We start from the raw sequence: 22,991 nt of genomic DNA on the forward strand, positions 1-22,991 counted from the left end.
CCAATCAGCAACTTGTACGCTGAGGTAAATATGGATAGTTCGACCCCCTTTCGTCTCCCTCGTAAAACGCCATTTGGCATTGGTGAAAATGTTACTGAATGGGCAACGGGTTTAAACCAACTTGATAAGTTCTACGCCCGACGACCTATCAATGCCGACACCAAAACCTTTCTCCGCTTTACCCTGGATATCTTGGGCATCGATTATCGTATCACTCATGGTTCACTCGACTCTGTTCCTAAGCAAGGTGCAACCGTCATTGTGGCGAACCACCCTCTAGGGTGTGTGGAAGGCGTGATCTTGGCGGAGCTGCTGTTGATGGTCAGGGGTGATATTCAAATCTTAGCCAATCAATACCTTAAGACCGTTCCTGAGCTGGATCAGCTCTTCATTGGCGTCGATGTATTTGAAGGCAAAGACGCTGTCAAATCCAACATGAAAGCGCTTAGAGCAGCCAACAAGCATCTGGCTAATGGTGGCTTATTACTCGTCTTTCCTGCCGGTGAAGTATCGCAATTAATCGATGCGAAACCACAACGTTTAGAAGACAAAGAGTGGAGCCGTAGTGTCAGTAGCCTTATCCGCAAAAACAAAGCGACCACGGTACCAGTCTTTATCAGTGGTCAAAATTCCAAACGCTTTTACATGGCGGGGAAAATCCACCCACTTTTGCGTACCCTAATGCTTGGTCGAGAGCTATTGAACAAACACGCACAAACCATCAAGCTTTCGTTTGGGCAAGCCATAAAATTTAAAGAGCTCAACACACTTAACAATGATCAGGTCGTGAACTATTTGCGCCTCAATACTTATTTACTTAATCGTGACACCCAACCAATCAAGCCCTCGTCCTCTTCGGAAATGCTCTCTCCAATTGCGGCAGGGTTACCCATAGGCGAATTGCTTGAAGAACTGAACAACCTACCAGAAGAAGCAAAGCTACTCGAAAGTGGAGAGTTCGATGTCTATTGTGCTGAGGCGAAGAGCATTCCTTCTCTACTGCATGAAATTGGTCGTCTACGTGAATTCAATTTTCGTCAAGTTGGTGAAGGCACTGGATTAGCGATAGATATTGATCACTTCGATCATGACTATCTGCACCTATTTGTGTGGGACAGAGAAAACCAATGCTTGGTCGGCGCTTATCGCTTAGGTTTGGTTGATCAACTGATTGAGAAGCGTGGTGTAGAAGGTCTGTATTCACGTACGCTGTTTAACTATGACCAGTGCTTTTTAGATCAGATGGGAAAATCGATCGAGATGGGGCGTTCGGTGATCGCTCAGCAATATCAAAAGAGCATGAGTGCATTATTGCTACTGTGGAAAGGCATTGCGACCTTCGTACATCAAAACCCAGATTACACACACCTATTTGGTCCAGTCAGTATCAGTAATGACTACAGCGATACAGCACGCCAGTTGTTGGCTCAATCAATGACACTGCACCACTATGACAATGACTGTGCAGAATACGTCACGCCATCTAACCCTCTACCAGAGAACCATCGTGGTTGGAATACCAGCATGCTTACGGCATTAGGCGATTTACAACTGCTGTCTCGAGTGATTGCCAGAATTGACGAAGGGAAAGGCGTGCCAGTGTTGCTACGTCAGTATTTAAGTCTCAACGGCAAGCTGGTTTGCTTCAATGTAGATCCAGCATTCAACAACGCTTTGGATGGATTGATCATGGTTGACTTGCGTAATGTCCAAGAAAAAACATTAGCACGGTACATGGGGGGCGAGCAGGCTCACCGTTACTTAGGTCAACACCGCTGAGTATTGAAATATCAATGAAAAGTGCGTTGTCATGGATAGAATGAAGCCCTAGAGCAATGCACTTCTAATCTTTCTATCACTAATGACATATCACTGCGTGAAGTGGCTCGAAAAGACATTCATCAACGCAATTTATCAAAACCTTAGCGATGACATTGGTCACGCTAATTACGTCAAAAACTTTCACAAATTACCAAACCAGACATAGATCACACTTACAAGACCAAGCAATACAACACAAAGTGTGACATTGATCGATTGAGGTATTTAATTCGGATTTCAAAAGAAATCAAAAGTGATCTAAATCACAAAGTATTTTGGATTTAAATTTGTCAGAAGATCGAATTGATCACTAGTATTTTTATTGACAGATTTGAAAGTGGCTTTTTGTTATTTATTTACAGGTCAATAAGTCGATCCAAGTCACTTAAAAACCGTTTCTCAGCCTAGGAAATGCGGGCGTAGATCACGAAAAACCCGTTGTCAGTTCCAATTGGAAAATGTGTGGTAAATTGATTGGGTACTAAGCAATCAAACAAGCGGTTTTGGCGAACCGTTTACTACAACAATATTCATCAGAACATCGAACGGGGAATTGTTATGATATCACCAGATGCCAAGATCAAGATACAAAATTTTGGTCGTTTTCTGTCAAACATGGTAATGCCAAACATCGGCGCGTTTATCGCGTGGGGCTTTATCACTGCTCTATTCATCCCAACTGGATGGCTACCTAACGAAACGTTAGCCTCTATGGTTGGTCCTATGATTACCTACTTGCTACCACTGCTTATCGGTTATACCGGTGGTAAATTAGTCGGTGGCGATCGCGGTGCGGTAGTCGGCGCAATCACAACAATGGGTGTGATTGTCGGTACAGACATCCCAATGTTTATGGGTGCAATGATGGTCGGTCCGATGGGTGGCTGGGCGATCAAAAAATTCGATAACTACATCGACGGTAAAGTAAAAAGTGGCTTTGAGATGTTGGTTAACAACTTCTCTGCAGGCATCATCGGCATGCTATGTGCGATTCTTGCTTTTATCTTTATCGGTCCATTCGTAAAAATTCTATCTGGTGGCTTAGCAGCTGGCGTTAACTTCCTAGTATCTGCTCACCTGTTACCACTGACTTCAATCTTCGTTGAACCTGCGAAGATCCTGTTCCTAAACAACGCGATCAACCACGGTATCTTCTCTCCACTAGGTATCCAACAAGCGTCTGAGACAGGTCAATCTATCTTCTTCCTAATCGAAGCGAACCCAGGTCCTGGTCTAGGTATCTTGCTGGCTTACATGGTGTTTGGTAAAGGAACGGCTCGTCAAACTGCCGGTGGTGCATCAATCATCCACTTCTTCGGCGGTATCCACGAAATTTACTTCCCATACATTTTAATGAACCCTCGCCTAATCCTAGCAGCTATTGCAGGTGGTATGACTGGCGTATTCGTTCTAACAATGTTTAACGCAGGTATCGTTTCTCCAGCATCACCAGGTTCAATCTTTGCTATCTTGTTGATGACTCAGAAAGGTTCAATCGTAGGTGTACTCGCATCTATCGCAGCAGCAACAGGTGTGTCATTCGCAGTAGCGGCACTACTGATGAAGACGCAAACGTCAACAGAAGAAGACGGTGATGAAGCTGCACTAGAGAAAGCAACATCACAAATGAAAGACATGAAATCTGCATCTAAAAACGATGCGGTGGTAAACAGCCAAAGCAAAGGTGACGTAGACCTAGCGACAGTACAAAGCATCATTGTCGCTTGCGATGCGGGCATGGGTTCAAGCGCAATGGGTGCAAGCATGCTGCGCAAAAAGGTTCAAGACGCCGGTCTGAACATCCATGTAACCAACCTTGCTATTAACAGCTTACCAGAGAGTGCAGATATCGTGATTACTCATAAAGACTTAACGGATCGTGCACGTAAGCATGCTCCGAACGCCCACCACATTTCATTGACGAACTTCCTAGACAGCGAAATGTACAACCAGCTAGTCACCAAACTACTAGCAGCACAAAACCAATCCGCAGCCAATGACGACCAAATGGTAAAAGTGTCGGTAATGGCGGCGAACGACGACAGCTTTGAGCCACAGCAACCATCTGTATTTCAAATTCAACGTGAGAACATTCACCTAGGTTTGAAAGCAGCTAACAAAGAAGAAGCCATTCGCTTTGCAGGCAACAAATTGGTTGAACTTGGCTACGCAGAACCAGAATACGTAGACGCGATGTTTGAACGTGAAGCGTTGGTTCCAACTTACCTAGGCGAATCTATCGCAGTACCTCACGGTACCATAGAAGCGAAAGACCGCGTGAAGAAAACAGGCATTGTAATCTGCCAATACCCTGCGGGTATCCAATTTACTGAAGACGACGATGATGTAGCAAAACTGGTTATCGGCATTGCCGCTAAGAACGATGAGCACATCCAGGTGATTACCACCATTACAAACGCGCTCGATGAGCCGGAGGCAATTGAGAAGCTAACTAGCACCAACGATGTAGAAGAGATTCTGAACATCCTTGGTGGTCAGCAAGCGGCTTAATCACTCCTTTTAATTTGCTCCTGAGCAAACCGAGGTCAGCTGTCACCCCCTATGCGGTTGGCCTCACCCTAGATTCGTTTTAGTCAACATTTCAGACATTGGTAGGTAAGAATTATGAAAAACGCAGTTCATTTTGGCGCAGGTAACATTGGTCGTGGCTTCATCGGAAAACTATTGGCAGATGCAGAAGTCGAGGTCACATTTGCAGACGTTGATGCTCCACTGGTTGATCAACTTAGCCACAAACAAGAATACAAAGTAAAAGTGGTCGGTACGGAATGCCAGATTGACACCGTAACCCACGTCACCGCTGTTAACTCCGCCAGCGAAGATGTCATCGATCGCATTGTAAAAACTGACTTGGTAACCACTGCCGTAGGTCCCAACGTACTGGACATCATTGCAAAAACCATCGCGACCGGCATTGCAAAGCGCTTTGCGGCAGGCAACGAAAAACCGTTGAACATCATCGCGTGCGAAAACATGGTTCGTGGCACGACTCACCTAAAAGGTGAAGTGTACAAACATTTGGATGAATCATTACACGCGAAAGCAGACGAGCTAGTTGGCTTCGTCGACTCCGCAGTGGACCGCATCGTACCACCAGCAGAAGCCGCGAACGATGACCCACTAGAAGTCACGGTAGAGAGTTTTAGTGAATGGATTGTGGATGAACAGCAATTCAAAGGTGAAATCCCTGATATCGCTGGCATGGAAAGAACCAATAATCTAATGGCGTTTGTCGAGCGTAAGCTGTTCACCCTAAATACGGGTCATTGCATTACCGCTTACTTAGGTTGCTTGAAAGGACATCGCACTATTCGCGAAGCAATTGAAGACCCAAGCATTCACGCAGAAGTAAAACAAGCAATGCAAGAAAGCGGAGAAGTACTGATCAAACGCTACGGTTTTGACCGCGACATGCACAACGCTTACATCGAAAAGATCCTAGGTCGCTTTGCCAACCCTTATTTAGTTGATGAAGTTGATCGTGTTGGTCGCCAACCAATTCGTAAATTGGGGGCGAACGATAGATTAGTGAAGCCTTTACTCGGTACAATTGAGTATGGCACTGAAAATAAAACTCTTTTGAAAGGCATTGCTGCTGCGTTGAAGTACACTAACGACACCGACCCACAAGCAGTAGAACTGCAAACCTCATTAAAAGAAGTGGGTGTGAAGAAGACGCTAGCGACATACACAGGTCTTGCAGAAGACAGTGCTGAAGTGGCTCAAATCGAGACACTTTACAACCAACTTTGATTTACCTAGGGGAGCTTGGCTCCCCTTCTATATCCTTATCCACTTAAAGAGATGGGGATACTAATAATTAGAAATGTATTCAGTATATGGCAGATAACATCAACGAAACCGAGATCATTGAGCGATTAAACAGCGCACCTTCGGTACGAGGCTTTTTTATTGCAACCGTCGACGTATTTAACGATTCGATCGATGGGTTAGTGCAAAGAATTTTTCGTAAAGATAACTTCGCTGTCCAATCTGTGGTCGGTCCGCTGCTACAAGACTCAGGACCGCTGGGCGATCTATCTGTTCGTTTGAAGTTATTGTTTGGCTTAGGTGTGCTTCCCGATGACATTTATCACGACATCGAAGACATCATCAAACTCAAAAACCAACTCAATAGTGACGCTTCTGATTACGAGTTCACAGACCCCAATATTCTAGAGCCAATCAAAAAACTGCACTTGGTGAAGAAGATGGGTATGGTACAACTCGAAGTCAGCGAACCAGATGACGATATCGACCTTGAGTTTTATCAGCTTCAACTGCAACGTCAACAACAAATCATTAAGTCAGGGCTCTCGCTTGCTATTGTCGAAATCTGTAATGAACTCGGCAAAGAGAGCCCATTCTAACGCTATTTATACCCAAGTTACCTTCAAAAGGATTCGAGGTTGCTTGGGTATAACAACATAATCAATGTCAGCCGCTCTACACCCTACGTAGGAGCTCTACCAATGTTAAAAGCTGTACTTTTTGATATGGATGGACTGATTTTCGACACCGAGTCTATCTACAAACAGAGTTGGCAGTACGCCGCTAACGAGCAAGGCTTAGCCATCACTGATGATTTCTATCAACAATTCATCGGCGTCCAAGACCCTGAATGTGAAAGAATACTCGCCGAGCATTTTCAACAAGCCATCGATATGCCGCGCTACAAGGCTGTGCGAGATGAGCATTTCCATCACCTCAGAGACCAAGGTATTGCGCTCAAACCTGGTTTCGATTCGTTGTTACGAGCCATTAAACAACGTGGTTTGCTCACTGCTATTGTGACCTCTTCTCATCTCCCAGAAGTAAAACATAACTTCAATAATACTGAGTACCTTACCCAGTTCGATTTAGTGATTACCGCTGAAGATGTAGAACGTGGTAAGCCCAACCCCGACTGCTATCAAATGGCTTATCACCACCTCGGCATCGATGCAAAAGAGAGTCTTGTATTGGAAGATTCGAACAATGGCATTAAAGCTGCTCTCGCTGCTGAATGCCACGCCGTGATGATTCCAGATTTACTGCCACCACTGCAGGAATTTAAAGATAAAGTGATAATTAAAGCATCTCTTGAGGAAGTGATTCCGCTTCTGGATACGCTTTAGCTGCGGGCAATATTAAACAGAACTGGGTTTGGTGTTCTTCTGAAGTCACGGTGATCTTGCCATCATAAGCGTGAACGATCGACTGTGTGATCGACAACCCTAGCCCAGCTCCAACGCTGCCAGAATGTTGGCGTGACTTGTCGACTCGATAAAAGCGATCAAATAGATACGGTAGATTTTGCTTAGGTATCGTCTCACCGACGTTGTGAACGGTAATGGTGACAAACTCATCACTCTGCTCGACATCAACACGAATCGTTGTTTCATCATAAGCATGGCGAATGGCATTAGAGAGCAAATTCCCTACCGCTCTCTCAAACATATTTCGATCCATGTACAACATCGCTTGCCCCGAAGTGATGATGCTCAAAGCAGAATCTTCCGCCAGTATGCCAAAGTACTCGATTAAGTGAGCAAGCTGTTCATGAACAGCGAAGTGCTCATTGTGTCGATGGATAAGCTTATTCTCCGCTTTTGCGATATACAGCAAATCATTGATGGTCTTGGTAATTCGGTTTAACTCTTCAAGCGTAGAAGCAATCGCTTCTTGGTATTCCTCCGATGTACGGCACGCGCCTAATATCACTTGGTTTTGGGTCGTAATATTGGTCAAAGGCGTTTTGAGCTCATGAGCAATATCAGAAGAAAACTCACTCAAACGATGAAAACCAGTTTGTAACCGATCCAGCATGGCATTGTGCTTAGTAGCGAGTTCACGTAGCTCTACTGGTAAGGTTTCTGGGGCAATGCGGATATCCAACTGTTCTGGTGTGATGTGTTGAATGTGCTTATTTAAGGTCAAAATGGGCTTTAAACCGCGATTAACGATCACCCGGCTAAATAGCGTCGATGCAATAAATGCGAAGCCTAAAGACCAAAATAAGATCCAACCAAGCTTATTTAAGAATAATCGATGATGGTTGATACTCACGCCAATAACAACAGTGACATCTTTGGTTTTAAAAGCGAACGCTCGAATATCTAACGAGTTTTCACGCCACTCTATCGCATTGTTTTGATTTAAGATCTGTGGAGAGCTCAGCGTCAACGACAAATCCTTAGGGATAGAGAGCGTCGAGTTTTTGTAAGTCAGTGCTTCCTCTTTAAATGCCCACATATAGACAGAGCTATTGTCGATAAGTAGATAAGCCGACTCCGGCGAGACCAGCATCGTCTTTTTTATCGAGTTATATTTGGTCACTGTGTCGTTGTAATCTTGAGTAAAGAAATGACGTTCGATGGTGTAATACAGAATGAATGCTAAAGCGAGATATACCACCAATGTCGTGCCAACAAACATCAAAACGAGCTTGTTTTGCATAGAGAGGTTGGCTGGTAACTTACGCATCAAGAGCTTCCAACTTGTAGCCCATCCCTCTAACGGTGTGGATCAAAGGTACCTCAAACGGCTTGTCGACCTTTTGGCGCAATCGCTTAACGGCAACATCGATAACATTGGTGTCGCTATCAAAGTTCATGTCCCACACCAGTGAAGCAATGGTCGTTCGTGATAGGACTTGTCCCTCTTTTCGCATCAAAAGCTCAAGTAGCGCGTATTCTTTGGCAGTTAAAGTGATGGTTTGCCCGTTCCGCGTCGCAACTCGCTTCATCATGTCCAGCTTTAGGTCGGCTATTTGCAGCGTCTGCGAAGAAGTTAAAACTCGAGAGGAAGTATGATGGCGAAACACATTTTGAATTCTCGCCAGAAGCTCGGCAAAGGCATAAGGTTTGACGACGTAATCATTGGCTCCTAATTCAAAACCACGAACACGATCCTCAGTTTGTTCTTTAGCCGTAAGCATAATGACCGGGGTATGGATATCACTGCTACGCAGGGTGTTAAGGACTTGCCAACCGTCGAGCTTTGGTAACATGATATCGAGAAGAATAAGATCATAAGACTCACTTGTTGCATGATACAGCCCGTCTACACCATCGCGCACCCAGTCAACAACATAACCCGATTCTACCAACCCTTTTTGCAAGTATTCTCCGGCTTTCAATTCATCTTCTACAATCAGTAATTTCAACTTCTATCCTCTACCTCAGCCATCAAAAAAAGAGTACGACGCAACAACATCATACTCTTTTCACGCTTCACTTTTATCGATTACTGTCGCGCTCTGCATAGTGCACTTTGACATTCACTGTACCGACATATTCCAGCTGCCCATCTGCGTTCATGCGTTCTTGAACCGTGATGAACCCACTGTCTTTCAGATGAGTGCTCTTAGATGCAATATTGAAGTTAGAGATATTCAGCTCTTTATTAAGCTCACGAGCCGACATGCTTTTCAAAGCATTCAGTTCAGCGAAAGCTTGTTGGTATGCGGCATCTGACGTTGCGGTAGGTTCCACAGAGAGAGTCTTCATCTCTTCTCTGCTCACATAATTACCGCTAGTGAAGATAGGGTTGGCAAACGCGGATGCGCTAGTGATTGCCATAGCTGCGACAAGGAGAGCGGTTTTCATTGCTTTCATGTTGATGACCTTTTCAGTGTGTTTGTTTTCAATGACTTCATTATTCAACAAGACACCTGACACCAACCTATCCCAAAGATGACATTTTTGTCATAAATCCAACAATCATCTTCGCCTCACAAGGAGCATAATCAAATCTCGTAAGTTAAACCAAAGTGGAATTTGTAGTCGTCTTTCTCTGGTACTACCCCCTCCGAATCGGCTTTGGTGTCAGAGACATGATCCCAAACAGCTTTAATGCTAAGTTCAAGATCATCAACAAGATCGATATCGAAACCTAGCTCATTGGTATGACGGGCGCCGCCCGCGTCGTTACTTGCCCAATTCAGGTTATAGGTATGGCTTAAATCGATGTCATCGGTCAGTTCATACTCAAAGTTAGATTCAAACGCCAGCGTGTTACTGGTCGCGTCACCCGATTCCCCCTCTTCTACCGTCTTAAAATCGGTGTACTGATAACCGGGACCAATAGAGACATCCCACTCTGTTTGTGAATTGGCAATGATAAAGTAACCCATCTGCATTGAAGCATTAACCTGGTATTCAATGTTTTGAAACTCATCACTGAGTACAGAGAGTTTGAGCGGTCGAAAGAACAGACGATTGCTCAAATAGATATCGTAGGAGCCATCAAACGAACTATTGTTTGCCGTCGTTTTATCATTCGTCTTGGAGTTTTCGTGCTTCGCTTTTAACTTAGTGCGCGAGCCAACGGTATTTCTTTCCGCTTCCACTTCACCGAGCAGTGAAAACTCATCGGTGTTGCCTTTGCTAATGTCTAAACCAAAGAAAATCTCGGTCGTCCAATGATCAGAATCTTTCTCTGCCCCGCGATAAATCGATACAACATCCGTAATAGGAAACGCCATCTCTTCACCGTCATTAGTCAAGTACAGCTGCTCATCACGAATCGACAAGTAACCGTCGAAAACATCACCGCTTGCGGTTCGAATGGTAAAAAAGCTCGCTGTTTCTAATATCGCGATATCTTCCAGTTCAATCTCTTGATCACCAAGATCATCACTATCAAATTCAATCTCTTGATCGAACGAGTTCGTTTCTTCTTTGATTGTCCCCGTTAACTCGCCTTTGATCACCTCGCCAGATTTAAGTTGTAGCCAATCATCGTTTTCATCAATAAATACTGTTTGGCTTTTGCGTTGCTGCGTTTTTTCTTCATCTGCTAAGGCGTAGTGATGGTAGAACGAAGAAACAATACATACTGCCAAGAGTTTGATTTTCATAGTGACCTTTTCAGTTCAATAGAAACCACATCCGTTGGGCTTACGATAGTAATGCTCGCCGTCCGACGTGTCAGAAAGTAAACAAGTGAATGTCAACGTATTGCGCATCATAACCATGTCAACAAGCATAAAAAAAGCGAAGTCATGTGACTTCGCTTTAGGTTCTCGCTACTTACATAGCGCAACATAAACAAGTGTAATCTTAATCACACCATGTGTTGATTATTCTACGGTTACCGCTTTCGCTAGGTTACGTGGTTGATCTACATCCGTACCTTTGATCAGCGCCACGTAGTAAGAAAGTAGCTGCATTGGAATGGTGTAGTAGATAGCCGCCGTGATTTCACTAACGTGTGGCATTGTGATGATCTTCATTGTCTCATCACCTTCAAAGCCTGCGTCAGCATCGGCAAATACGTAAAGCAGACCACCACGAGCACGTACTTCTTCAACGTTTGATTTCAGCTTCTCTAGAAGATCGTTGCTTGGTGCAACAACCACAACTGGCATATCTGCATCGATCAATGCTAAAGGACCGTGTTTCAATTCACCTGCCGCGTAGGCTTCTGCGTGAATGTAAGAGATCTCTTTTAGTTTTAGAGACGCTTCCATCGCGATTGGGTAGAACTCACCACGACCTAGGAATAGAGTGTGGTGTTTATCGGCAAAGTCTGGTGCTAGTGCTTCAATTTCTTTTTCGAAAGACAGCGCTGCATTGATTTGTTTCGGTAGAGCGTGAAGCGCTTCTACGATCTCTTTTTCTTTCTCTTTGCTAATGCGGTTTTGTTGCTTACCAAGTGCCGTCACTAGCATGAGTAGCGCAGAAAGCTGAGTCGTGAACGCTTTAGTTGATGCCACACCGATTTCCACGCCTGCACGTGTCATGAATGCGAAGTCAGACTCACGAACCAAAGAAGAACCCGCTACGTTACAGATGGTCATTGCCGCCATGTAACCCTTCTCTTTTGCTAGGCGAAGTGCTGCTAGCGTATCGGCGGTTTCACCAGATTGAGAAAGCGTGATCAATAGGCTGTTTGGACGCGTCACAAACTTGCGGTAACGGAATTCAGACGCGATTTCTACATCACAGCTCACGCCCGCAATGTCTTCAAACCAGTAACGTGCTGTCATACCAGCGTTGTAAGATGTACCACATGCAACGATTTGTACGTGTTCCACTTTGCTTAGGATTTCTGCCGCGTTAACACCGATTGCTTCAGTGACAACAGAGTCTGCCGTGATACGACCTTCCATTGTGTTGATCAACGCTGTTGGTTGTTCGTAGATCTCTTTCTGCATGAAGTGACGGTATTGACCTTTGTCACCTGCGTCGTGTTCCGCGTTTGATTCTGTGATTTCGCGTTCTACACGCTCACCTGTTGCATCAAATACCGTTACGTCACGACGAGTGATCTCAGCAACATCACCTTCTTCTAGGTACATGAAACGGCGTGTTACGTTAAGTAGCGCAAGTTGGTCAGACGCGAGGAAGTTTTCACCCACACCAAAACCAATAACGATTGGGCTACCTGAGCGCGCCACAACAATACGTGAAGGATCTTTACGATCCAGTGCCACTGTACCGTATGCACCTTCAAGTTGTTTTGCTGTTTTTTGTACTGCTTCAAGCAATGTTTCTGAAGTGCGAAGCTCCCACTCAACCATGTGAGCGATAACTTCAGTATCCGTTTGAGATTCAAATACGTAACCGCGAGATTGAAGTAGCTCACGTAGCTCTTCGTGGTTTTCGATGATGCCGTTGTGTACCACTGCGATGTCACCAGACATGTGTGGGTGTGCGTTCACTTCTGAAGGCTCACCGTGTGTTGCCCAACGAGTGTGTGCGATACCGGTACCGCCGATCACTTTTGCTTGATCAACTGCGTCTGCCAGCTCTTGTACCTTACCTAGACGACGAATACGCGTTAGGTTGGTTTCGCCATCAACGATCGCGACGCCCGCTGAGTCATAACCGCGGTATTCCAAGCGACGTAGACCTTCAACCAAAATTTCTGCAACATCTCGTTGTGCTACTGCACCTACGATTCCACACATGTGTTTATCTCCGTTTGTAGTTTTGTTCTTCCCTAGCCATGGTTTCAAATAGAGGCAGCAAGCAAAGGCCTTTATCCAGAGGGAAGTGAAATATGAAACTGTTTACTTAGTTAGATTAGGCGCAAATGACTTTTACGCCATGTTGTTCAATCTGTGCTTTGTGTTCTGGCTGTAACTCTGCGTCGGTAACCAATACATCAATTTGGTCCCAAGCCAACTCTAAGTTCGGAATTTTGCGTCCGACTTTTTCAGACTCGATCATGACAATGACTTCACGAGAGACTTCTGCCATGACTTTGCTTAAGCCAACCAATTCATTGAACGTTGTGGTTCCGCGCTCTAAATCGATACCATCAGCACCGATAAACAGCTGGTCAAAGTCGTAAGCTCTTAGTACAGATTCGGCTACTTTGCCTTGGAAGGATTCTGAGTGCGTATCCCAAGTTCCACCTGTCATTAACAGGGTTGGTTCGCTCTCTAATTCGTTAAGTGCATTTGCGACATGCAACGAGTTGGTCATTACAACCAAACCACGTTTGTCGTTTAATTGCTGAATCAATGCCGCTGTTGTGCTGCCACTGTCGATCACAATTCGGTTATGGTCACGAATCAGTGATGCCGCCGCTTTTGCTAGACTTAACTTTCGACTCGAAACAATTGGACTCAATTCTTCATGAATAACTTCGGTTGGAATCGAAATCGCACCACCGTAACGGCGCAAAAGTTGTCCATTTTTCTCTAAAGAAGCTAAGTCCTTTCTAATCGTGACTTCTGAGGTTTCAAATTTCTGCGCCAGTTCATCAACGCTGACTTCCCCAAGCTCATTTACTAGGTTAGAAATGGCGTGTCTTCTTAGTTGAGTGTTTCGTTTCGACATTTATGTTTTGATTTTAAGTTTCGGTTTGAAATTTATTATAGTCAAAACGAAACTTTTAAGTCCATTTATTTCGATCCAAAAAATTAATATTTCTCGATAAAACCTTGTCCTAAGACAATTCTTAAACAGTGATATTGGATTCATTCGGTGGTAGAATTCGCCACCGAAAAGAAAAAAAATTACAGAATTGAAGGTTATTTTTTTGCAACTTTCTGCATATAAAGTGGGATTAGTCACAAAAAGGTAACCAAAATCGCCGATCTTTTAGTCATAAAATGACTAAACTTGGTGAAAGACTTACAGAATCTGAAGTTCCAATAATGCGGCGGAAAATCGGTGGGTGACAGGCACTAAATGTCATCAAAACGCCCTAACTTCAGAGTAAACAACCGACTTTCAAATTGTAACTATACTTACCGGAGAGTATCTTCCATGAAAAAGACCAAAATCGTTTGTACGATTGGCCCTAAAACTGAATCTGTAGAGAAGCTAACTGAACTAGTAAACGCTGGCATGAACGTTATGCGTCTTAACTTCTCTCACGGTGACTACGCAGAGCACGGCACTCGTATCGCGAACTTCCGCCAAGTAATGGAAGCTACAGGCAAACAACTTGCAATCCTTCTAGACACTAAAGGTCCAGAAATCCGCACTATCAAACTAGAAGACGGCAACGACGTTGATCTAGTAGCTGGTCAAGAATTCACTTTCACAACTGACATCTCAGTTGTAGGTAACAAAGACAAAGTTGCAGTAACTTACGCTGGTTTTGCTAACGACCTAAACGTTGGTAACACTATCCTAGTAGACGACGGTCTAATCGAAATGGAAGTGCTTGCAACTTCTGAAACTGAAGTTAAGTGTAAAGTTCTTAACAACGGTGCTCTAGGCGAAAACAAAGGTGTTAACCTTCCAGGCGTTTCTGTAAACCTACCTGCACTATCTGAAAAAGATAAGAACGACCTTAAATTCGGTTGTGAGCAAGGCGTTGATTTCGTAGCTGCTTCTTTCATCCGTAAAGCTTCTGACGTTCAAGAAATCCGTGAAGTACTTGCTGCAAACGGCGGCGAGAACATCCACATCATCTCTAAGATCGAAAACCAAGAAGGTGTTGATAACTTCGACGAGATCCTAGAGCTTTCTGACGGCATCATGGTTGCTCGTGGTGACCTAGGTGTTGAAATCCCAGCTGAAGAAGTAATCTTCGCTCAGAAGATGATGATCGAGAAGTGTAACCGTGCACGTAAGATGGTTATCACTGCAACTCAAATGCTTGATTCTATGATCAACAACCCACGTCCTACTCGTGCGGAAGCTGGCGACGTTGCTAACGCGGTAATGGACGGTACTGACGCAGTTATGCTTTCTGGTGAAACTGCTAAAGGTAAGTACCCAGTTGAAGCGGTAACTATCATGGCTCAAATCGCGAACCGTACTGATTCAGCTCTAAAAGCTGAGCTAGGTTCTCGTCTAGACAGCCCACGTCTTCGCATCACTGAAGCAGTATGTAAAGGCGCGGTAGACACAGCTGAAAAACTAGCTGCTCCACTTATCGTTGTTGCAACTGAAGGTGGTAAGTCTGCACGTTCAGTACGTAAGTACTTCCCAACTGCAAACATCCTAGCACTAACTACTAACACTAAGACTGCTGCACAGCTAGTTCTAACTAAAGGTGTTACTCCAGTAGTTGTTGAGTCTATCCAAAGCACTGACGCGTTCTACGTAGCAGGTAAAGAACTTGCTCTAGAATCAGGTCTAGGCAACAAAGGCGATATCGTTGTTATGGTTTCTGGTGCTCTAGTAGCTTCAGGCACAACGAACACAGCTTCTGTACACGTTCTATAAGACTGAAGAATTCAATCATCAGTTCAATAAAAAAGAGGGCTTCGGCCCTCTTTTTTTATATATTTAATCTTGCCCTCATAATCAGTACGCTGTATTATCAATCACAACCGAACTACGTACTGTTTAGTTGTCGTCACGATAATAAAATTTCATGAGGTTGCTTGTGTCCAGTCCTACTCTTACCGACAAAGTTTCGAAAATGATCTGTCAGGACATCCTGACGGGTGAATTAAAGCCAGGTCAAAAGCTTGTGGTTGCTGACCTGAAAGAGAAATACAACGTTGGTGCATCACCTATCCGCGAAGCACTTGTGCAACTGTCTTGGAGCAAGTATGTAAAGCTTGAGCCACAAAAAGGCTGTTGGGTTGCGCCTGTGTGCAAAAAAGAATTGAACGACCTATACGAAAGCCTTCGTGTGGTTTCTTCTGTACTGCTTAAGAAAGCAATCTTGGCGGGTGATGAAAGCTGGGAATTGGACGTACTAACGTCATACCATAAGCTATCTCGTCTGAACTTTGACGAAACATTCTGTTGGAAAGAGTGGGAAGAGCGCCACCATCAGTTCCACGTCTCTTTGTTGGAAGGTGCTGATTCAAAGAACATGTTTGAGTTCTTCAGTGATCTGATAAACCAAATCAAACGCTACCGCTACTTTGCGATGCAAACATTGAACTCTGAGCAAGATGCTCTGTTCAACATTGATGAACATGAGATGATCATGAAGCTTGTTCTTGCGAAGAACAGCGAAGAAGCAATGACACTGCTTGATAAGCATTTATTGAGCTCAATGCAGCGTATTGAAACCGTACTAGAGCTAGAAACGGCTTAATCATATCGTCGCCCAATAGATAGCAAAAAATCGGGGTTATCCCGATTTTTTTATTTGCTAGAGAAGCCAATTACTGCTTTTTCTCATCGCCTCTAAGCAATGTCATCAAAACTGTGACAAATCGACACTCGGTTCCGCCCTGCACTTTTTGACTCGTACAGGGCAATATCGGCACATTTGTAACTGCGAGTTCTATCCGCAGTCACATCGCTGTAACCCACACTTACGGTCACTGAACGGTCACTACTTAGCTCTACTGCAACACGCAAGCGATTCAAAACCACTTCTGCCTCTTGCGTAGTAGTGTGCGGCATGATCACCGCGAACTCCTCTCCACCAACTCGAGCCACGAAGTCGGTGCTTCTCACCCCACGAAGTAAAGTTTCAGCCACCGTACAAATGACTTTGTCGCCTTCATCATGCCCCAGTTCATCGTTGATACGCTTGAAATGGTCGATATCAAACAAGGCTAAACAAGTCGTGGGTGTATTCGGATAGCGTTCAACCAAGTTGGTATATTGTGCAAGCTGCTCTTCAAATTTACGACGATTCCAAAGGCTAGTTAAACCATCTTTCTCACTTAAGTTGCGCAGCTTTTCTTCTAGCTCTTTACGCTCCGAAATGTCCACCAGTGAAGTGATGTAATAACTGACCTTACCAGACTTTGCCATAATAGCTTGAATACGCATAATGGCAGTAAACACATGATTAAGTTTAGTACGACAACGCACCTCACCTTCCCATACTTGCTCAACACCCAGTTGATTCCAAATCGCCAGAATATTTTCAATGTCTTCGGGGATAAAAATCAGATTCTGGGCATTCCAGCCTCGTAAGCGAGAATTCGAATAACCCATCATGTTTTCGAACTCTTGGTTAACCATCATAATTCGGTGTGAAGTATCCGAAATCATCACTGCGGTCATGCCATCCAGTGCCGCTCGAGCCAGCTTGGACTCAATGCTATGGCGACGATAGTGCAGTGCTAAAGTTGTTATCGGGAGCGCGAAAACCAGCATCAAGCTTAAAACAAAGAGAGCTTCTTGCAATAAGTCATCAATGTCTCGATCAGCTCGCTCTAAGAGCTGTTCTTGCGAAAGATCGATAATTAAATGAAGAGACTCCCCCGGCACAAAGTTAATCGTATTAAAGATCACCAGATGGTTACCATCGTATTCGTAACCCATCTTTTCTGCCCCCATGTTCTGCCAAACTTTGGGGTGAAGCAAACCAAAGTTGAATCGAGAGCGAGCAGGAATAATATCGCCATACAACTTGTCATTATGAGAGCTCGCAACGTAGTAGCCCACTTGGTTGATAAGCTCGATGTTAAAATCTCTTACAGGTGAGTAATTTAAACGTGACGACAAATATTGAACGTTGATGTTCAGTACCAGATAGCCTTCGCGCGTGCCATCCATCGCAACAGGCATCATGATACGAATCGATGGACTGTACGGATAAACGAGCTCACTATTTTCTCGTTCTAACTCTATCCCCCAAGAGCCGATCTGGTCATTGCTAAGATTCTGAGCGAATTGGAAATAAGCTCGCTCGGACTTATCTTGCAAAACCTGAGCTGGCGCAGCAATGCCCGTTTTGAAGTCGTAATTAATCCGTACGTTCTCTTGCCCTTCAAGGTTTAGGAAACGTATCTGTCGATACCATTTTTGGTTAACGGCGACTGAGCTCCACACCTCTTGTAAAATGGCGAGATTTTTGTCGCTAGGATCACGCAAATAATCGTAAAGGCTTTGGCTATGACCGAGTAGATCACTGATGGAAGAGATTTGATCTTGAACGTTGTTATATTCTCGCTCGGAATACGCGAGTTGATGAAGAGCTTCTTTAGCGGTGCTCTTGACGTTATCCGCTAACAGCGTTTGATATTTCTGATAGTAGTAGATTGAGATGAGCGCGCTAAAAAATAGCGTCGTCGCCAACAAAGCGCTGACTAACTTCCTGACTTTCACGCGTTCTACTACTCACATTGATTACGAAAGCAGCAATTATATCACTGTTTGTTATTTTCTAAACAAAAAGCCATCGAACAACGATGGCTTTTCTTAAATGCATCAGATTTCATTAAGGCTTGAGGCAACGTTCCCCGCGAGCAATGCCTACGACACCGCTTCGAGCCACTTCGACCACTTCCGTAACTTCCGAAATCGCTTGGATGAAAGCGTCCAGTTTCTCACTGGTACCCGCAAGTTGCACCGTGTATTGAGAAGCCGTGACATCAACAATCTGACCACGGAAAATATCCGCGGTACGCTTCACTTCAGCACGAGCAAAACCACTCGCTTTCACCTTGACCATCATCAGTTCGCGCTCGATGTGGTCAAATTCCGTGACTTCTTGCACTTTGAGCACATCGATCAGCTTATGCAATTGCTTCTGAATCTGCTCCAACTGCATTTCATCAGAGTTAGTCGTGATATTTAGACGCGACAGTGTTTCGTCATCAGTTGGTGATACGTTCAATGATTCAATGTTGTAACCACGCTGAGAAAACAAACCGACAACGCGAGACAAAGCACCAGGCTGGTTTTCCATTAACAAAGAAATAATGTGTCTCATATTAAGTACGCTCCGTTTTGCTTAGCCACATCTTGTCCATACCCTCGCCTTTGATCTGCATTGGGTAAACGTGTTCGGTTTCATCTACGTTGATGTCGACAAACACCAAACGATCTTTCATGTCGAGCGCCTTTTGGAGACCCGCTTCTAGCTGATCTGGCGTTTCGATACGAATACCGACGTGACCATAAGCTTCTGCAATCGCTGCAAAATCAGGAACAGAACTCATGTACGAGTTAGAGTGACGACCTTGATAAATAATGTCTTGCCATTGTTTTACCATGCCTAGGAAACGGTTATTCAAGTTAATGATTTTTACAGGGATGTCGTATTGCATGGCCGTCGACAACTCCTGAATATTCATTTGGATACTGCCATCACCAGTCACAACCACCACTTCTTCTTCTGGCATTGCGAATTTCACACCCATACCAGCAGGTAGACCGAAGCCCATTGTGCCGAGACCACCCGAGTTAATCCAACGGCGTGGTTTATTAAATGGATAGTACAGTGCCGCAAACATCTGGTGCTGTCCCACATCAGACGCAACGTAAGCGTCTCCCTTGGTTAGCTTGTGCAGTGTTTCGATAACTTGTTGCGGCTTAATGCGCTCAGGAGATGTCTCATACGCCAAGCAGTTGCGATCTCGCCATACTTGAATGTCTTCCCACCACTGAGCTATCGCTTCTTGATCGTTGTTATTGCCCTGCTCGTTGAGCAGACCAACCATGGTCGCTAGTACTTTTTCAGCAGAACCTACGATAGGCAAATCAACTTTCACATTTTTCGAGATAGAAGATGGGTCAATATCAATGTGCATCACTTTAGCATTCGGACAATACTTCTCTAGATTATTAGTCGTACGGTCATCAAAACGTACCCCAATACCAAAGATAAGATCCGCTTCATGCATCGCCATGTTAGCTTCGTAAGTACCGTGCATACCTAGCATACCAAGCGAGTTTTTATGTGTACCCGGGAAGGCACCTAACCCCATTAGTGTGCTTACAACAGGAAGGTTTAACTGCTCCGATAGCGTTTGAATATGCTCATGCGCACCGGAAATTACCGCCCCACCACCGATGTACAATACTGGTTTCTTCGCTTCAACAAGCGACTTCAACGCTTTTTTGATCTGACCTTTGTGACCAGACGTCGTTGGCTTATATGAACGCATCGAAATGCTTTCTGGGTACTCGTAAGGAAGCTTGATTTGCGGGTTCAAAATATCTTTCGGCAAATCAATCACAACCGGTCCCGGTCGACCTGTTGTCGAGATGTAGAACGCTTTTTTGATCGTTTCAGGAATGTCTTCCGCTTTCTTAACGAGGAAGCTGTGTTTCACAACAGGGCGTGAAACACCCACAATGTCACACTCTTGGAAGGCATCATTACCAATCAGGTTGTTTGGTACGTTACCTGAGATAACAATCATTGGAATTGAATCCATGTATGCAGTCGCAATACCTGTGATGGTATTGGTTGCACCAGGACCAGAACATACCAGTACGACTCCGGGCTTGCCCGTCGCTCGCGCATAGCCATCTGCCATATGGGTAGCGGCTTGTTCGTGTCTTACTAGTACGTGTTTGATTTGATCGGTTTTGGCGTGCAGTGCGTCGTAGATATCTAAAACGGACCCGCCAGGGTAACCAAAGATTTGCTCTACGCTCTCTTCAATCAGAGATTGCACAACCATCTCTGCGCCTGACAACATTGCTGTCATAATTTGCTCTCCTTACCAGTTTTCCTCACCGTAAGGCCAACGGTTTGGTCTGGTTTTACATAGTCTAGGTCTTATTCGTAGCCTAATAGAAATACTTCCACTTTTTCAGCTATGTCTTACGTCTGTCATAACAAAACGCAAGGTAACACAACAAATGTAACGTTTTATTATCAACGGGTCTAATGAGAGTTGAATCAAATTTTAAACAAGATGCTATAAATCAGAACAAAGGCAGGGTTTGACGCTAACTAAGTAGCGCAAAATAGAATCAAGATAAGAAACCAAAAGAAAATAAAGTGAATAATTTCACTAGAAATGGCAACTTTCAGCGAAACTTCCTTCATAAGTCACAACTAAAAGTGTGAAAGACGGTCATAAAAAATCCCCAGCAGCACAATATCAGGCAACTGGGGACATTTTCATCAATCTGAAATCTAAGTTAGCTTAAGTTACTTTTTATCAGACTTTTCAGTGTACATTTCTTCGATTTCATCTTGGTATTTGTCGTTAATGACTTTACGACGAAGTTTTTGTGTTGGGGTCAACTCACCATCATCCATCGAGAATGCTTTAGGTAAAAGTTTGAATTTCTTAACTTGTTCAAACTTAGCCAGTTCTTTCTGCAGGTCATTAACACGCTTCTCAAGCATCTCAACAATCTGATGATGTTTGATCAATTCAACACGATCGTGGTACTTGATATTTAGTTCTTTCGCATACTCTTCAAGTGAGTCGTAACACGGAACAATCAGAGCCGATACAAATTTACGTGTATCTGCGATGACAGCAATCTGCTCAATGAAGTGGTCTTTACCGATTGCACCTTCTACGACTTGAGGTGCAATGTACTTACCGTTTGAAGTCTTCATCAGTTCTTTGATGCGGTCAGTAATGAACAAGTTGCCATTTTCATCAATGTAGCCTGCATCGCCAGTCTTCAAGAAGCCATGTTCGTCAAACGTCTTCTCAGTTTCCTCTGGCATTTTGTAGTAGCCACGCATCACCATTGGACCGCGCACTAAAATTTCGTTGTTTTCACCAATCTTAACTTGAGCGCCTGGCATTGCCATACCGATAGAGCTCGGATCAAAGCATTGATCATCCCAACAAGATACGGTTGCCGTGGTTTCTGTCATACCGTAGCCAAGCTTAACATTGATGCCAATTGCGTGGAAAAAACGCCCAATGGTTTCATCTAGCTTCGCGCCACCACATGGCATGAAATTAATGCGTCCACCCAATAATGCACGTAGCTTGCTCAACACTAGTTTGTCTGCCAAAGCATAAGATTTACGTAGCATCAGTGATGGCTTGCGGTTTTCTTGATGACAAGCAGCCATCTTCGCACCCATGTTGACCGCCCAAGTAAACATAATTTTGCGATGGAATGGTGCACGTGACACTTTCTCGTGGATCGCAGAGAAGATCTTCTCATAAAAACGAGGAACCGCACTCATCACGGTTGGGCGTACTTCACTCAGGGCATCACGTACTTGCATGGTGTCTTGCAGGTAGCAGTTGGTACCACCTTTATAAAGCACATAGAATGTCCATGCACGCTCAAACACGTGTGATAATGGCAAGAAACACAGCGATACGTCGTCTTCAGTTAAACTCAAGCGCTCATCATGACCTTCAAGTTGGGCAGAGATGTTCGCGTAATCTAGCATTACACCTTTCGGTTGACCTGTGGTACCAGAGGTGTAAATCAGGGTCAGTAGATCTTCTTCTTGCGCATGTTCTAAACGAGTTTCTAGCTCAGCTTGGTGACTAACGTCGCCCTGAGCAACGAAGTCTTTCCATGTCATGGCAAATGCATGATCGCCTAGGTCAATATCATCTGACATCGCAACGATCAGTTCTAGCTGCTTACATTCATCGAAAATGCTAACCGCGGCATCAAACTGTGGCTGCTCACCAACGAACAACACTTTGACGTCTGCGTTATCAATGATGTAAGCCGATTGAGCTGCGGTGTTAGTTGGATAGATAGGTACGGTAACGCCACGCAATTGCAGTGCTGCAAAATCAGCAATGGTCCATTGCGGCATGTTATTTGAAAAAATACCGATCTTATCTTGAACGCCCAATCCCTGAGCCAAAAGCGCAAGTGACAAAGCATCTACTTGCTGACCAAACTGCTCCCAAGTAATACCTTGCCATGTGTCGCCGACTTTATGTTTAAGCGCAACACGAGTACTACCCTTCGCAATTTGTTCACGAATACGTTTTACGATATGAAAATCTAACTTGGCCATTCTTTACATTACCTTTTGGCTTACAGGCGTAAGCTATTTGAGCGCACAAGTGTAACCTCGACGCTTAAAAACGCAACTGACCATTATCAAACTTATCATTATTAAGAGACGACTATCACTAATGAGAGCATGGCAGG

General features: G+C 44.3%; 17 protein-coding genes. 7 read left to right on the forward strand and 10 right to left on the reverse strand.

What is annotated here, in order from left to right:
* Positions 1-30: 30 nt before the first annotated feature.
* The 5 genes from VHA02S_RS03330 to VHA02S_RS03350 all read left to right on the forward strand — a co-directional run bounded on the left by VHA02S_RS03330 (position 31) and on the right by VHA02S_RS03350 (position 6,959).
* A complete protein-coding gene (locus VHA02S_RS03330) occupies positions 31-1,779 on the forward strand; it encodes a bifunctional lysophospholipid acyltransferase family protein/GNAT family N-acetyltransferase (RefSeq protein ID WP_038897777.1) in 1,749 nt (582 codons plus the stop codon).
* Positions 1,780-2,379: 600 nt separating this feature from the next.
* Positions 2,380-4,332 carry a PTS mannitol transporter subunit IICBA gene (locus VHA02S_RS03335; RefSeq protein WP_038897775.1) on the forward strand — a complete coding sequence of 651 codons (1,953 nt, stop codon included), beginning with the start codon at positions 2,380-2,382 and terminating at the stop codon, positions 4,330-4,332.
* Positions 4,333-4,446: 114 nt separating this feature from the next.
* Positions 4,447-5,595, forward strand: a complete 1,149-nt coding sequence (locus VHA02S_RS03340; protein ID WP_005450436.1) for a mannitol-1-phosphate 5-dehydrogenase — start codon at positions 4,447-4,449, stop codon at positions 5,593-5,595.
* A gap of 86 nt (positions 5,596-5,681) precedes the next feature.
* On the forward strand, positions 5,682-6,212 hold the full coding sequence (locus tag VHA02S_RS03345; RefSeq protein ID WP_005450437.1) for an MltR family transcriptional regulator: 531 nt from the start codon (positions 5,682-5,684) through the stop codon (positions 6,210-6,212).
* A 102-nt stretch (positions 6,213-6,314) separates the two neighbouring features.
* Positions 6,315-6,959 (forward strand): HAD family hydrolase, encoded by a 645-nt coding sequence (locus VHA02S_RS03350; RefSeq protein WP_009698836.1) that lies wholly within the window; start codon positions 6,315-6,317, stop codon positions 6,957-6,959.
* Here VHA02S_RS03350 and VHA02S_RS03355 read toward each other — a convergent pair.
* The 6 genes from VHA02S_RS03355 to VHA02S_RS03380 form a co-directional block, all read right to left on the reverse strand.
* Positions 6,913-8,307 carry a heavy metal sensor histidine kinase gene (locus VHA02S_RS03355; protein WP_038897774.1) on the reverse strand — a complete coding sequence of 465 codons (1,395 nt, stop codon included), beginning with the start codon at positions 8,305-8,307 and terminating at the stop codon, positions 6,913-6,915. The two genes, VHA02S_RS03350 and VHA02S_RS03355, sit on opposite strands and share 47 nt — an antisense overlap.
* Positions 8,300-8,989, reverse strand: coding sequence for a heavy metal response regulator transcription factor (locus VHA02S_RS03360; RefSeq protein WP_038897773.1), 690 nt, complete (start codon positions 8,987-8,989; stop codon positions 8,300-8,302). Before VHA02S_RS03360 ends, VHA02S_RS03355 begins: the two co-directional genes overlap by 8 nt.
* A 73-nt stretch (positions 8,990-9,062) precedes the next feature.
* Positions 9,063-9,440, reverse strand: coding sequence for a DUF3316 domain-containing protein (locus tag VHA02S_RS03365; protein WP_009698839.1), 378 nt, complete (start codon positions 9,438-9,440; stop codon positions 9,063-9,065).
* Positions 9,441-9,571: 131 nt separating this feature from the next.
* Positions 9,572-10,684, reverse strand: coding sequence for a DUF481 domain-containing protein (locus VHA02S_RS03370; protein WP_038897772.1), 1,113 nt, complete (start codon positions 10,682-10,684; stop codon positions 9,572-9,574).
* Between the two features lie 222 nt (positions 10,685-10,906).
* On the reverse strand, positions 10,907-12,739 hold the full coding sequence (gene glmS, locus VHA02S_RS03375; RefSeq protein WP_005450449.1) for a glutamine--fructose-6-phosphate transaminase (isomerizing): 1,833 nt from the start codon (positions 12,737-12,739) through the stop codon (positions 10,907-10,909).
* 115 nt (positions 12,740-12,854) lie between these two features.
* Positions 12,855-13,616 (reverse strand): DeoR/GlpR family DNA-binding transcription regulator, encoded by a 762-nt coding sequence (locus VHA02S_RS03380; RefSeq protein ID WP_005450450.1) that lies wholly within the window; start codon positions 13,614-13,616, stop codon positions 12,855-12,857.
* A 432-nt stretch (positions 13,617-14,048) separates the two neighbouring features.
* On the opposite strand from VHA02S_RS03380, the gene pykF reads away from it, so the two are divergent.
* Both pykF and VHA02S_RS03390 read left to right on the forward strand, forming a co-directional pair.
* The gene (pykF, locus tag VHA02S_RS03385) at positions 14,049-15,461 is read left to right on the forward strand and encodes a pyruvate kinase PykF (protein ID WP_005450451.1); all 1,413 of its coding nucleotides are present in this window, start codon (positions 14,049-14,051) and stop codon (positions 15,459-15,461) included.
* A gap of 151 nt (positions 15,462-15,612) precedes the next feature.
* Entirely contained in the window at positions 15,613-16,290 is a 678-nt protein-coding gene (locus VHA02S_RS03390; RefSeq protein ID WP_017190055.1) for a GntR family transcriptional regulator, read from the forward strand.
* 92 nt (positions 16,291-16,382) lie between these two features.
* On the opposite strand, the gene VHA02S_RS03395 is transcribed toward VHA02S_RS03390, so the two are convergent.
* The 4 genes from VHA02S_RS03395 to VHA02S_RS03410 form a co-directional block, all read right to left on the reverse strand.
* Positions 16,383-18,263 carry a sensor domain-containing diguanylate cyclase gene (locus VHA02S_RS03395; RefSeq protein WP_038897771.1) on the reverse strand — a complete coding sequence of 627 codons (1,881 nt, stop codon included), beginning with the start codon at positions 18,261-18,263 and terminating at the stop codon, positions 16,383-16,385.
* 112 nt (positions 18,264-18,375) lie between these two features.
* Positions 18,376-18,870, reverse strand: a complete 495-nt coding sequence (gene ilvN, locus VHA02S_RS03400) for an acetolactate synthase small subunit (protein ID WP_005450454.1) — start codon at positions 18,868-18,870, stop codon at positions 18,376-18,378.
* A gap of 1 nt (position 18,871) precedes the next feature.
* A complete protein-coding gene (locus tag VHA02S_RS03405; RefSeq protein ID WP_038897770.1) occupies positions 18,872-20,596 on the reverse strand; it encodes an acetolactate synthase 3 large subunit in 1,725 nt (574 codons plus the stop codon).
* Positions 20,597-21,045: 449 nt separating this feature from the next.
* Positions 21,046-22,854 (reverse strand): AMP-dependent synthetase/ligase, encoded by a 1,809-nt coding sequence (locus tag VHA02S_RS03410; RefSeq protein ID WP_038897768.1) that lies wholly within the window; start codon positions 22,852-22,854, stop codon positions 21,046-21,048.
* Between the last annotated feature and the right edge of the window lie 137 nt (positions 22,855-22,991).

The organism is Vibrio harveyi NBRC 15634 = ATCC 14126 = KCTC 12724 (assembly GCF_001591145.1).
In the GTDB taxonomy this organism is placed as follows: Bacteria; Pseudomonadota; Gammaproteobacteria; order Enterobacterales; family Vibrionaceae; genus Vibrio; species Vibrio harveyi.